The 12,640-nt window shown below is 38.6% G+C and carries 10 protein-coding genes, 2 tRNA genes and 2 rRNA genes; 5 read left to right on the top strand and 9 right to left on the bottom strand.

Features of this window, described 5'->3' with window-relative positions:
* From A3GQ_RS0120675 to guaA, 4 genes are all read right to left on the bottom strand, one after another.
* Positions 1–192, bottom strand: a 16S ribosomal RNA gene (locus A3GQ_RS0120675); the annotation flags it as partial.
* 169 nt (positions 193–361) lie between these two features.
* Positions 362–1,453 carry a gluzincin family metallopeptidase gene (locus tag A3GQ_RS0120670; protein ID WP_028778662.1) on the bottom strand — a complete coding sequence of 364 codons (1,092 nt, stop codon included), beginning with the start codon at positions 1,451–1,453 and terminating at the stop codon, positions 362–364.
* 487 nt (positions 1,454–1,940) lie between these two features.
* Complete coding sequence (locus A3GQ_RS0120665; RefSeq protein WP_028778661.1) at positions 1,941–3,272, bottom strand: NCS2 family permease; 1,332 nt, start codon at positions 3,270–3,272, stop codon at positions 1,941–1,943.
* 32 nt (positions 3,273–3,304) lie between these two features.
* Positions 3,305–4,843 (bottom strand): glutamine-hydrolyzing GMP synthase, encoded by a 1,539-nt coding sequence (gene guaA / locus A3GQ_RS0120660; protein ID WP_028778660.1) that lies wholly within the window; start codon positions 4,841–4,843, stop codon positions 3,305–3,307.
* Between the two features lie 199 nt (positions 4,844–5,042).
* Here guaA and A3GQ_RS0120655 point away from each other — a divergent pair, with 199 nt between their 5' ends.
* The 5 genes from A3GQ_RS0120655 (at position 5,043) to A3GQ_RS0120635 (ending at position 9,381) form a co-directional block, all read left to right on the top strand.
* Positions 5,043–6,005, top strand: a complete 963-nt coding sequence (locus tag A3GQ_RS0120655) for a phosphotransferase enzyme family protein (RefSeq protein ID WP_028778659.1) — start codon at positions 5,043–5,045, stop codon at positions 6,003–6,005.
* Between the two features lie 15 nt (positions 6,006–6,020).
* Entirely contained in the window at positions 6,021–6,410 is a 390-nt protein-coding gene (locus A3GQ_RS0120650) for a RidA family protein (RefSeq protein WP_028778658.1), read from the top strand.
* Positions 6,411–6,900: 490 nt separating this feature from the next.
* The gene (locus A3GQ_RS0120645; RefSeq protein WP_028778657.1) at positions 6,901–7,935 is read left to right on the top strand and encodes an NAD-dependent epimerase/dehydratase family protein; all 1,035 of its coding nucleotides are present in this window, start codon (positions 6,901–6,903) and stop codon (positions 7,933–7,935) included.
* 80 nt (positions 7,936–8,015) lie between these two features.
* Positions 8,016–8,612, top strand: a complete 597-nt coding sequence (locus tag A3GQ_RS0120640; protein WP_028778656.1) for a TetR/AcrR family transcriptional regulator — start codon at positions 8,016–8,018, stop codon at positions 8,610–8,612.
* A 301-nt stretch (positions 8,613–8,913) separates the two neighbouring features.
* Positions 8,914–9,381 carry a hypothetical protein gene (locus A3GQ_RS0120635; RefSeq protein ID WP_028778655.1) on the top strand — a complete coding sequence of 156 codons (468 nt, stop codon included), beginning with the start codon at positions 8,914–8,916 and terminating at the stop codon, positions 9,379–9,381.
* A 193-nt stretch (positions 9,382–9,574) separates the two neighbouring features.
* Here A3GQ_RS0120635 and A3GQ_RS25185 read toward each other — a convergent pair whose 3' ends face one another.
* The 5 genes from A3GQ_RS25185 to A3GQ_RS0120610 all read right to left on the bottom strand — a co-directional run.
* Positions 9,575–10,198: a TetR/AcrR family transcriptional regulator gene (locus tag A3GQ_RS25185; RefSeq protein WP_037465737.1), complete on the bottom strand. Its 624-nt coding sequence runs from the start codon at positions 10,196–10,198 to the stop codon at positions 9,575–9,577.
* 23 nt (positions 10,199–10,221) lie between these two features.
* The gene (locus A3GQ_RS0120625) at positions 10,222–11,712 is read right to left on the bottom strand and encodes an NAD(P)/FAD-dependent oxidoreductase (RefSeq protein WP_028778654.1); all 1,491 of its coding nucleotides are present in this window, start codon (positions 11,710–11,712) and stop codon (positions 10,222–10,224) included.
* Between the two features lie 441 nt (positions 11,713–12,153).
* Positions 12,154–12,229 (bottom strand) — tRNA-Ala (locus tag A3GQ_RS0120620).
* Positions 12,230–12,243: 14 nt separating this feature from the next.
* Positions 12,244–12,320 (bottom strand) — tRNA-Ile (locus A3GQ_RS0120615).
* 102 nt (positions 12,321–12,422) lie between these two features.
* Positions 12,423–12,640: ribosomal RNA gene (locus A3GQ_RS0120610) — 16S ribosomal RNA — on the bottom strand; the annotation flags it as partial.

Below are 12,640 nucleotides of genomic sequence, written 5' to 3'. Positions count from 1 at the left end.
CTTCTCTTTCATGCGAAAGAAAAGATTATCTGGTGTTAGCCCCGGTTTCCCGGAGTTATCCCAGGCTTGAGGGCAGGTTGCCCACGTGTTACTCACCCGTTCGCCGCTAGGAACCGAAGTTCCTCGCTCGACTTGCATGTATTAGGCACGCCGCCAGCGTTCGTCCTGAGCCAGGATCAAACTCTCCATGTTAGAAAGCTTGTCTTGCTCATTTGCTATTGCTAGCTTGTTAAAAAAATTAACAGGTTTGTGATCTCACTCTTCAGTTTTCAAGGAACAACTTCTTTTTTTGTGTCATCCGCACTGTCGCGGCGACAAGAAATAATATAGCATGGTTGATTATCTAAAGTCAACACTTTTTTTATAATATGTTTTTATTCGTCTTTTTCAGGTATGCGTCCGATATTGAATGCAATTGATTTGGCAGGATATTGTTCTCTTGAAGTATGTGAAATGTTCTTTGATTGGTTTGTTTTTGTTTTATAGCACTATCCACATCTATATAAGGATAACGATGTAAGTGCCTAAATACATTTCCTAGTTTCTGTTCCCCATATTGATGAATCAGCTTTTTAAATTGAATATAGCAGGAGACATAATAATCGGAAGCTTTTTCATCAGACAATTCTTCCAAATTCAGTCGTTCTAACTGAGAAATTGTATAAGGTTGAAAATCTCGATCTATATGAGGTGTTTCTTTCGAGATTAACGCCTCATAGTACATCGCTGCTCCTTCTTGAAGCCAATATGCAGCATTATCATTTGTTAAATAACTTATTAATTGATGTGTGTACTCATGGGCAAGACCGTGTGTTAAGGAGGACAGATCCGATTTTCCAATTACTAATTTAATGGACTGTCTTGCTTCGTTCCATCCTCCAGCCCAAGTCGGCAAGGATAACTTAACCGATTGTCGAAAAACTTCTGGATTATAATATAGTTTTGCCTCTATCACTTTTGGCCTCTGCACATATTTATCTCCTAACATTTCGGAAACATGTAACAATATAGAAATAGCTCTTTCTGCTTGTAATAGAAGTATTGGATCACTGTACTTAACTGTTATTGCTCCTTTTTTCCTTGTATAACCAAGGGAATCGGCATCTTTCCATCCCTGTTTTGTTTTTCTAACTTCTGTTCGATAAGTAAAAGTATAAGGTATATTTTTTTTTCTATATGTTTGGGTAATGACAACTTGGTAATAATTGCTTGAAATCATCTGATAACTTTTTACTTTCATTTGAAAGGATTTGGGGTCAATAAACGAAACTGCATCTAAAAACCATCTTTTTTGTTCTTGTTTATAATGTTCATCAGGATAAAGAGTGGATAAAAATCTTGATACATCATTTTTGTTTACGGATTGTTGTTTGGTATAAAACATGGATTGTATTTCGTTGATATCAGATACAGGAAAAAAGGCGAGCCAACAACTAAGAAAAATAGTAAGCATAAAAGAAAACCTCCCTGTTGGTAGGTTTTCCAAAATGTACTTTTGGTTATGCACTAAAAAAGCCACCGTTTTTGCGGTGGCTTACACTATATACTGCTAATACTACTAAGGATACGGACCTTTCGCTTGCCGATAACTACTGCTTTGGAACTCCAATAGAATCCCCCCTCAGAAAGTCACGAAGCTTTTTCCATTTCCAAATTAAGTACTTTTTGTAACAAAATGCCTATGGGTAAGGCCCTAATGAATCTACTTTCTTCACTTCAATGGATTTGATCATAAACTGATACCCTCCTAGTGAGTCAAGTATTCACCAAGTAGTTTGTAACTCATCTACTTGTAAAGATAATGTTAATAGTTTATAAAGATATGGTCAAGTCTTTTTCTCTAATAATTTAAAGAAAGCAAACATTTCCCACTAGATAAAACTTTGTTTTATATAACAAAACCTCCTTCGTTTCAAAAGGAGGTTTTGTTATTTCTGAATTTAAATTGCTCCAACATAGATAAATCGTAAAACAAACAAGACCGCTAGAATATACATAATAGGATGAACTTTTTTCCAATTTCCCATGATAATCTGACAAACAGGATAAAGAATAAATCCAACTGCAATACCTGTTGCGATACTATAAGTAAAAGGCATCATGACCATTGTCAAAAATGCTGGAACTGCTTCGGAAAAATCATCCCATTTGATATTACGTAGACTTCCTGCCATCAAAACTCCAACGATAATAAGGGCAGGCGACGTAATAGCTGCTACACCAGCAAATGCTTTAACCAATGGAAAGAAAAATACAGATAGACCCAGACAAATCGCAGTTACGACCGAAGTTAATCCAGTTCTCCCCCCAGATGCCACACCAGATGCAGACTCAATATAAGAAGTCACTGTACTTGTTCCCATTGAAGCACCTGCCATTGTGGCAACAGAATCGGTGACAAGTGCACGTCCTGCTTTTGGTAACTTATTATCTTTAAGCAATCCAGCTTGATTGGCCACTCCAACTAGCGTACCTGCATTATCAAATAAATCCACAAACAAAAAGGAAAAGACAATCGCAAATAGACCTAATTCAAGTGCTCCCATGATATCCATCTGCAAAAAAGTCGGTGCCATGCTTGGAGGCATGGAAAAAACTCCTGTTGGAGGAGCTATCAGTCCGGTTACTACTCCAATAATTCCAGTCACAATCATTCCAATAAAAATAGCACCAGTAATTTTGCGAAGCATCAAAATAACCGTAAAAACAAGTCCGAAAATTGTTAATAGCAAACTTGGATCATAAGATAACTTTGGATTTAAAGCTATAAATGTTGCTTCATTTGCAACGATTAAAGCCGCATTCTTCATTCCAATAAAGGCAATGAATAGACCAATACCTGCTGATACAGCAAATTTTAATGATGCAGGAATGGAATTAATGATCATCTCACGAACTTTTGTGACAGTAAGTAATAAGAAGATCACACCCGAGATAAATACAGCTCCGAGTGCTTTTTGCCATGGAATTCCCATTCCCAAACATACTGCAAATGTAAAATAAGCATTCAAACCCATTCCAGGAGCAAGTGCAATTGGGTAATTTGCAATCATTCCCATTAATAAAGTACCAAGAGCAGCGGACAAGCAAGTAGCAACGAAAACCGCACCAAAGTCCATACCAGTTTGGCTCAAAAAACTTGGATTCACTAGAATGATATAAGCCATAGCAAAAAAGGTGGTCACACCTGCTAAAATTTCGGTTCGAATATTTGTTTTGTGTTCCTCTAGTTTAAAAAAACCGGATATACTTGTTGTTTTTTTTTCTGTCATACCGAAATCCCTCTTCTTTTAAATGGTTTACCTTATTCCCACTCAATCGTAGATGGTGGTTTAGATGTAACATCATAAACTACTCGATTAACATGATCGACTTCATTTACGATACGAGTGGAGATCTTTTCTAAGATGTCATATGGGATTCTTGCCCAGTCTGCAGTCATTCCATCAATAGAAGTTACCGCTCGGATACCAACAGTGTATGCATAAGTTCTAACATCACCCATTACCCCTACACTTTTGAAATCTGGAAGAGCAGTGAAATACTGCCAAATTTCTCGGTCCAAACCTGCTTTTGCAATTTCTTCTCGCAAAATAGCATCCGAATCACGAACGATCTGTAATTTTTCTTCTGTTACTTCTCCAATAACTCGTATGGCAAGTCCTGGTCCAGGGAAAGGTTGACGCCATACAATTTCCCGGGAAATTCCTAGTTCTTCACCCAATTTGCGGACTTCATCTTTAAATAAGGTATTCAATGGTTCGATCAGTTCCATACTCATTTCTTCTGGCAAACCACCTACATTGTGGTGTGATTTGATCGTATGTGCTGTTGCTGTTCCAGATTCAATGATGTCCGTATATAGCGTGCCTTGCCCTAAAAAGTCATGTTTGCCTAATTTCGAAGACTCTTCTTCAAATACATATATAAATTCATTACCAATGATTTTTCGTTTTTGTTCAGGATCAGATACGCCAGCCAATTTACCCAGAAAGCGTTCTTTTGCATCTATCTTCACAAAGTTCATATGAAAATGATCTTGGAAAGTAGAAACAACACCCTCTGCTTCTCCTTTACGTAAAAGGCCATGATCTACAAACATACAAGTTAATTGATCACCGATTGCTTTGTGAATAAGAACTGCTACAACAGAAGAATCTACTCCACCGCTAAGGGCACATAATACCTTTTTATCCCCTACACGGTTTCGGATATCTGCTATTGCATCTTCCATAAATGTCTCCATCGTCCAATCACCTTTGCATCCACAAATAGCAAACAAAAATTCTTTTAACATCATATTGCCATTTGTAGTGTGCTGTACTTCTGGATGGAACTGAACAGCGTAAAATTGTCTAGTCTCATCCATCATAGCAGCTACTGGAGCAGATTCTGTCTTACCAATCACTTCAAAACCTGCTGGAGGTGCAAGCAATACATCACTATGGCTCATCCATACTTGTTCTTTTGCTCCAAAAGAAGCAAAGAGTTTACTATTGCCTACTACTTCTAATTCGGCTTTTCCATATTCACGCTTATGTGCACGATCTACTTTTGCACCATAGTGTGCAGCTATTAGCTGCATGCCATAACAAATTCCTAAAATAGGAACTCCCAGCTCAAAAATAGCAGGATCGCACTTGAGAGCCCCTTCTTCATAAATACTGTTAGGCCCTCCTGAAAAAATAATTCCTGAAGGCTTATGCTGTTTCAATTCTTCTGCCGTTACTGTGTGAGGAAGCAACTCACTAAATACGCCTAGATCACGAATTCTTCTTGCAATAAGTTGATTGTATTGACCACCGAAATCCAGCACTACCACGCGCTCCATCTGTTGACTCATAAAAACCTCCAATTCTATTAAAAACGAACATATAATGGATTATTTCTAACAAAAATATAATCATATACGAACATTTAGGTCAAGGCATAGGTAGAATGTTTTTTTATAGCTGCTTGTTTCTCCTTGAATTACGGACAATTTGCTTTTGATATAATAAGGAGATATATAATCAATCAAGAAAGCATGGTGATCGAGCAAGATGTGGAAAAAAGATATTGTAGAAGAGGCTGTGCGGCGGTTCCAAGGAACAGAATCTTCTATTACTTGTATAGGCGGATTTTATCAAAATGTATTTCAATACGAACGTGATGGAGAAGAATTTATTCTTAAGCTGATTCCATCCGCAAACAAAGATCGCAATATCCTGCAGTCAGAAATGAAGTGGACCCAGTTTTTAAGAAAAAATGGCATCCAGATACCAAAAAATATTTTGTCCAAAAGAGGCAATACCATCGAAGTAATTCACACCCTTCCTATTCCTTGCTGTGCCATCTCGTTTGAAAAAGCAGAGGGAGAAAAAATAGACAACAAAGACACAGATTTTCTCCATTGGAACGATTATTTATTTACACGATGGGGACAAGAAATGGGAAAAATGCATGCCATCTCAAAAAAATTTCACTTGCAAGAAATAGATACACCTTTTGATGATTGGAACCAAGGCGAAATTTATCATCGTGATCTTTCCACAGCACCCAAGTTGGTACAAGATCGATGGATTGAACTGCGAGAAAAAGCAAGCAACCTCCCAAAAAACAAAAAAACGTATGGTCTCATTCATAACGAGTTTAGCAATCGTAATTTCCTTCTCAACAAAAAAAGAGAGCTAATCTTATTCGACTTGAACCATGTAAAATACCATTGGTACACATATGATATTGCTGTTGCTCTTTATAATGCCCTGCATTATGTTTCGGAATACGAGAAAAGCTCATTTAAACATGAGTTTTTACATAAATTTATGTTTGGTTACCTCTGTGAAAATGAATTAGACGATGATTGGGAAGATCAGATCAATTTCTTTTTAAAGTTTTATACCAATTTTCGTTATCTTTACCTACATGTATACTTACATAAAGAGAGTGCAAGCGAAGAAAAATTAAAGGAATTCAAGCATCTAGAAAGTATAGTGAACCCAGCAAATAAAAAGCTACTAAAATGAGGAGAGATTGCAACCATGAATAGACAAAAAGTATTTACTGGCTCACCGTGGGAAGCCCTTGTAGGATATTGCCGTGCTATACGTATAGGAAACCGTATCGAAGTAGCAGGTACAACGGCTATGAAAGACGGAAAAGTTGTTGGAGTAGGGAATGCATATGAACAGACAAGGTTTATATTAGTAACCATTGAAGGTGCTCTAAAAGAATTAGGGAGCAGCATGTCTGATGTGGTAAGAACAAGAATGTTTGTGACTGATATTTCTCAATGGGAAGAGATCGGCAAAGCGCACGGGGAATTTTTTAAAGATATACAGCCAGTTGCTAGTATGATTGAGATCAAAGGGTTAATTGACCCAGATTTATTAGTAGAAATAGAAGTAGAGGCTATTGTCCAGACGAAGTAATGGCGATCATACACGGCTACTATTTTCAAAATTGAAATCAAATCGAGTTCGGGCAGTTCGTTAGATACGAACTGCCCTTTATCAGAACCTGACCAAAGAGTCGGAGTTTACTCCAAAGAACTCTCTAGCGACATGAAGCATAGCCTCTCTTGATACACCATTTCCGATGTAACGTGGACTGACCTTTCCTCCGAATGTGAAATGGATCACTTGGGAAGTGGTCGTCGCACAGCTATGCACTTCACTCTTGATCCAATTCCGTTCTCCCCTATTCCCCGTTCCTGCATTTAGCAGGTCAGAAATCGCTTTGGTGGAAACAAGTCAAGATTACCTCTGGCCTACGATAACCCGCAGTTTTCCTTCATTCATTAGCTCCCTCTGTCTATCATTTTAAAATAATAAAAAAAATGCTTGACGAAAAAGTTCTAATGGTTTAATCTATCGTTGAACGGACGGACCGGTCAAAAAACATTACAAAGGATGAATAACAATGGATTACAACAACATGAAAAAAGGCGACTTATGTTTAGTGACTGGAATAACAGGATACCTAGCTTCTTGGGTTGGGAAATATTTATTACAGGATGGATTTCGTGTCAGAGGTACTATGCGCAACATAAACGATTCGAAAAAGGTAAAAATGATAAAAGAAAATTTACCTGGAATTGAATTAGTAGAAGCAGATTTACAAAAAGAAAAGGGTTGGAAAGAGGCTGTAGAAGGATGCAAATGGGTTTTCCATGTTGCCAGTCCACAAGCGAAAAAAACAGAAAAAAATCTGATTGCAAGTGCAACTCAAGGAACAAAATACGCTTTGCAGGCTTCCTTTCAGTCCAATACCGTAAAAAAGGTAGTAGTTACTAGCTCTGAATCCGCTATTATCTTTGGTCATCCATCCACCAAAACTACCTTTACCGAAAACGATTGGACTAACCCAAAAAATATAAGCGAATATTTTCGCAGTAAAACACTCGCAGAAAAAATTGCTTGGGATATGGTGCAAAACAAAGTACAAAATCCTAACAATGTGAAACTATCTACCATTAATCCAGTTTTCATCTTTGGACCATCTTGTCTACCAAACGTATCGTTTACTCAAGGTTGGATCAAGAAAATTGCCGAAGGAAAAGAACCCATGCAACCAGATATGTCAGCAGATGTTGTAGATGTTCGAGATTGCGCTCGTATGCATATAACGATTATGGACAAAAAGGAAACCAATGGAAATAGACACTTTAGCATAGGAGCAAGAGGAAAATTTGTTGATTTACCTACTGCGATTCGCCATAACTTTTCTCATCTTGGATTTGCTCCATCTTCTAAAGTAATGCCAAAATATATGATGTGGATAGGAAAACTTTTCAGTAAAGAAGCCGCTTCTGCCTATCCATTGACGGGAAAAACGATTAGAAGAGAATCGATCCATACGGATGTATACACTTATCAACACACTAATTTTGATACAATTATTAAAGAAACAGTAGAAGATTTGCTTGCAAAGAATGCGTTGGTAAGTAAGGTATAACACCTTTTTGTCTTTCTATTTCCAATTAACTATAATAGTGTTGAACAAAGTAGCAAAACTCATATAAAGGAATGCATATCATGTCCCCATTAAGTGAAGAGCAATTTAAACAAATTCGGGATAAACGAATAGAACAAATATTGAGTGTTGGACTTAAAATCTTTGCTCGTAAAGGATACATAGGAACGAAATTGTCCACAATTGCTTCAGAAGCAGGGATCAGTAAAGGACTTTTGTATCATTATTACAAATCAAAAGATGAATTTCTCGAAACCTTAATCCACAATGCAATACATGAGTTGGAAAATGGAATTAAGGAAATGTATCAATCACCAGGAACTCCCCTAGAAAAATTAAGAAGCATGATTGAATTCAAGGAAGAGGATCAACTCTATTTTCTGCTCACCCACCAAGTTCTTTTATCTGATGAAGTACCTGATAAACTAAAGAGAATTGCCAAAGAACACTTTTTAAGTTCTCAACTTTTTGATCAAATGGTACCACTTTTTAAGGAAGGACAAGAACTTGGTGAGTTCGCACCCGGTGATCCCAATAAGATAGTGAGTTCTTTTTTTACCGTACTATCTGGATTGATGGCCTTAAACTTAAATAATGACGAAGAATTTATCCAACCAGACCCAAATGTCCTGATACGAATGCTTACAGGCCGCCCTTAATATATTTATTTAGACTGAAATGGGACAAATTATCCGGATTTATTAGTGGAAATAGAAGTAGAGGCCATTGTTGAGTCAGTAATGAAGAATAATACATAGCAACTATCTTCAAAATGGAGATCAAATTAGATTCTGATAAAGGGCAGCTTGTTTCAGACGACTGCCCTTTTTATCGAAAATACTCTTAATTATTCGAATATATTACATGTTTAATGAAAAATATGAATACTTGTATTATTTATGCATGTGCTCTATAATATAAAATAGCAATCCAAGTGTCACGTCGACAAGGAGTACTCGAATGACCAAGGTCCAGTCTTCCCTGAACATCGTCAGCGAGCAGGAGCAGGGCGACAAGCGTACGTTCAGCCTCGCCGCTTCCGACGAACTCAAGGAAGTGATCAACGCACTCACCTCTGAGGAGGCTCCCTCCGAGAGCTGGATCATCCCCTTCAAGACGATGATCGACAACAGCCTGCAGGAAATCCGTCATCCCATGAACAAGCTGACGACGAGCCTCGGGATTTCCGAAGTCCAGGAGCTCCTGGAGCGGGACATGTATGACCGCGACTGTAGGCAGGAGTCGTACTACATCGGTTCCGCGTACGACCAGGCGGTCTGCGACCTGGAGTCCGCGACCCTCAACCTGATTCGTCCCCTGGTCCAGCACGGCCTGAAGGACACTCCGCTGTTCGAGGCCCTTCGGAAGATGCACCCCGGTACCACGGAGAAGATCGTCGCGGAGTTCGAGTCGCAGCCTGAGGCGTGACGCAATCCCGTGGGGTGAGTGGATCTGAAGATCCGCACACTTCACGGGGCGCGACAATTATCGATTATGTTTATATAGAGGAAGGAGAAAGAACCATCCGTATAGATGGTTCTTTTCTTATTTTGGATAGGATATAAAACTCACCATAAATAAAAGCTACAATAATCGTAAAAACTGCTCTTACTCTTTCGATCTATTTTTTATTTTGTTCTTGAACATGAACAATAGGATTTATAACTAGCCTCAATAACCAATCCACTTCTGGCAATGATTCGTCTTCTATATCCAAACTTAATGTCATCAATCCAGATAACACTTTTATATAACAGGAAGCTAATTCACTAGGTTCTCCTGATATAAATTCCCCAGTTTGTTGTCCTTTCTCAATCAGAGGAATCAATTGTTCAGCGTATCTTCTATTCGAATAGTTTTGAATCAACTGTCTCGCTTGTTCTGGTATACAATCCCCAGTACGAGCTTGGTGAACTAACAAAAACCCATCTTGATTTTCTTTATCAAGAATATGTTTACTCAATGTCCGTAATTTTTCCAATGGAGACCCCGGAAATTGATACACAAGCTGGAAAACCTCCATCGATCCATCTATCGCTTGTTCAACAAGCGTGATAAAAAGTTCGTCCTTTGATTTGAAGTATTTATATAACAAACCTTCACTTAAACCTGCTTCCGTGGCAATCATATTGGTTTTTGCACCAATAAAACCTCGACGTGCAAAGACTTTTAAAGCTGCATTCATAATTTGCTCTTTACGATTATCACGAATCTGCTTCAATTGTTCTGCCCTTAATGGTGACATACAACATTGCTCCTTGTCTCATACTAGCGCTGTGGGGAAAGCTCAATAAAATTCGCTCTAGAGAAAGATGGTATCCGTTCTTCTAATTGTAAATCTGTAAATTGACCCGTTCCTTGTGTTTGTTCATTATACCACTGCCTATCCTTAGTTGAGGCACTTGCCATAACACTAGCAATCATTTCCGGATTGAACAATACACGTGGTGAGAATAATAAAGTGTTTACTGCCCAATACATTCCATATTGTTTCAGATTTTGCTGGACAGTTGCATGCTTGAGATATATTTCAAGATATTTGCTAGCAAAATCAATTCCTTTTAAAGGCTGTCCTACATATTCAACCCCAGTCCAAGCCAAATCAGCCGCACAATTCAACCACCATCCTGGTTCAATAGCATCTTGGATTCTCTTGAGCGCATATTGTTCGAAGTTGGATACTGGCTGTTTCTTTTGTTCTTGCAAGCATTTTTCCAACATCTCCGCTTCAACAGAAGCCATTGTTATTCCTTGACCAAAAATCGGATCAACATTACAAAAAGCATCTCCTAAAACTAACAACCCAGCTGGCCATCTTTCCATTTGTTCGAAACGTTGACGAATCAATTCTGGAACTCGAAATCCTCGAGGAGCAGTGATTGGTTCAAGCTCTTGTATTACCTCTGCAATGAGCGGATTGGAGAGTCGAGCAGCTTCTTGCAAATATTCATCCGGTTTCGTAGATGGATACCGACCACCTAAACCATACAGCAATACTTCGGCAACATCATTTTCAATGGTAGATAGAACACCAGTAAACGTCTCCGTTGAAGGATGACCAGCTATACGAATAACATCCCATTTTTCAGCTAAATGTGCTGGAATCCGAAAGCGACGGGTGCTATAAGCAAGAGCGACTTTTAGTCGATCAGGTGTTGGAACTTCATAGCCAAACTGTTGTAACCATGGCACTAGTTTGGATCCACGACCACTGATGTCAAACACCATGTCTGCTGTCAGCGTTTTTTCTTGTTTTAATGTGCGGTCTCGTAAATGGACACCTGTGACAGTAGTATGATCAGCAGTTGTTTGCAATCCTATTACATCATGTTTTACTAAAAAACGAACATTAGATATTTTCTTGACATATTCCCGTATGGTCCATTCCATCAATGCACGACTACATGCAGTATCTTTCCTAGGGTTTGGACCAATAGTTATCTTTCCATATTGATTGATTTGGCAAACATACTTATTTAATAATTCGGAAGCTCCATTTTCAAGTAAAACATCATTGTATCCCGGAAATAAACGTTCTAAAATAATCTTAAGACGCGGTGTAAAACGATGTGGATGAAACCCTTGTGGTGTACCTACACGATCCATAGGTTTTTCAGGTAACTCATCTCTCTCTATGATGAGAACCTCTGTGAAATACTCAGATAATACACTAGCTGTAAGCAGTCCACCCATGCTTCCTCCAATAATAATTGCTCTCTCTGTATTTCCTTGTGTAAGTGCCAGTTTGTTATTTGTCATATTTTAATCCTCCATTTTACATGTTTTTAATGAGGTAAGTTGAATATTCATTTTTATAGTGAGTTACTCACTCATTATAAACTCAAAAAAATATATCCAGCTAATCCTTAGTTGCAGATTGAGTGGGCGACTCACTTAATGATTAGATAATACACTCTACTCTTTTTTCTGTCAACTCTCTTTTTAAATAAAATTATCCCGGTTCCGAACTAATATAAAACCATAAAAATAAAACCCACATTCCCTTTGTTCCGTTTCAAAAACTAAACCCCTTTCTGTAGGGAAAGGAATTATTCGAGCTAAGTACAATTTAACGATAATATTTTTGCTTGCAAAACTTGTGTCTAACTTAGTTGATTAGCCTCAAGGTAAAAAATCACAATCTTTGTATAATTAGTTTGATGCAAACAAAAAACCCTTCCGAATGGAAAGGATTTGTTGTGGTGGAGCTAAGCGGGATCGAACCGCTGACCTCCTGCTTGCAAGGCAGGCGCTCTCCCAGCTGAGCTATAGCCCCATATAATGGGTATATGGTGGGCCTAAGTGGACTCGAACCACTGACCTCACGCTTATCAGGCGTGCGCTCTAACCAGCTGAGCTATAGGCCCTTAGTTTGCTCATTGTGAAAAAAATTATTCCCTGAAAACCGAAGAGTGAGTAACACGCCTGATTATTTGGTAACCGAATTTGTACCAAAAGGTACTCCATAGAAAGGAGGTGATCCATCCCCNCCTTCCGGTAGGGATACCTTGTTACGACTTCACCCCAATCATCTGTCCCACCTTCGGCAGCTCAGTCCCCTAAGGGTTCTGTCACCGACTTCGGGTGTTACAAACTCTCGTGGTGTGACGGGCGGTGTGTACAAGGCCCGGGAACGTATTCACCGCGGCATGCTGATCCGCGATTACTAGCGATTCCAGCTTCATGT

It is taken from the genome of Shimazuella kribbensis DSM 45090 (assembly GCF_000428065.1).
In the GTDB taxonomy this organism is placed as follows: domain Bacteria; phylum Bacillota; class Bacilli; order Thermoactinomycetales; family Thermoactinomycetaceae; genus Shimazuella; species Shimazuella kribbensis.
The sequence above is the reverse complement of the archived record's forward strand: the minus strand, read 5'-3'. Positions and strand labels throughout refer to the sequence as shown.

What these genes read in the sequence shown, in the direction of transcription:
- A3GQ_RS25185 (WP_037465737.1), bottom strand. Translation starts at nt 10,198, where the DNA reads ATGTCACCATTAAGGGCAGAACAATTGAAGCAGATTCGTGATAATCGT.
- A3GQ_RS0120625 (WP_028778654.1), bottom strand. Translation starts at nt 11,712, where the DNA reads ATGACAAATAACAAACTGGCACTTACACAAGGAAATACAGAGAGAGCA.
- A3GQ_RS0120640 (WP_028778656.1), top strand. Translation starts at nt 8,016, where the DNA reads ATGTCCCCATTAAGTGAAGAGCAATTTAAACAAATTCGGGATAAACGA.
- A3GQ_RS0120665 (WP_028778661.1), bottom strand. Translation starts at nt 3,272, where the DNA reads ATGACAGAAAAAAAAACAACAAGTATATCCGGTTTTTTTAAACTAGAG.
- A3GQ_RS0120635 (WP_028778655.1), top strand. Translation starts at nt 8,914, where the DNA reads ATGACCAAGGTCCAGTCTTCCCTGAACATCGTCAGCGAGCAGGAGCAG.
- A3GQ_RS0120655 (WP_028778659.1), top strand. Translation starts at nt 5,043, where the DNA reads ATGTGGAAAAAAGATATTGTAGAAGAGGCTGTGCGGCGGTTCCAAGGA.
- A3GQ_RS0120650 (WP_028778658.1), top strand. Translation starts at nt 6,021, where the DNA reads ATGAATAGACAAAAAGTATTTACTGGCTCACCGTGGGAAGCCCTTGTA.
- A3GQ_RS0120670 (WP_028778662.1), bottom strand. Translation starts at nt 1,453, where the DNA reads ATGCTTACTATTTTTCTTAGTTGTTGGCTCGCCTTTTTTCCTGTATCT.
- A3GQ_RS0120645 (WP_028778657.1), top strand. Translation starts at nt 6,901, where the DNA reads ATGGATTACAACAACATGAAAAAAGGCGACTTATGTTTAGTGACTGGA.
- guaA (WP_028778660.1), bottom strand. Translation starts at nt 4,843, where the DNA reads ATGAGTCAACAGATGGAGCGCGTGGTAGTGCTGGATTTCGGTGGTCAA.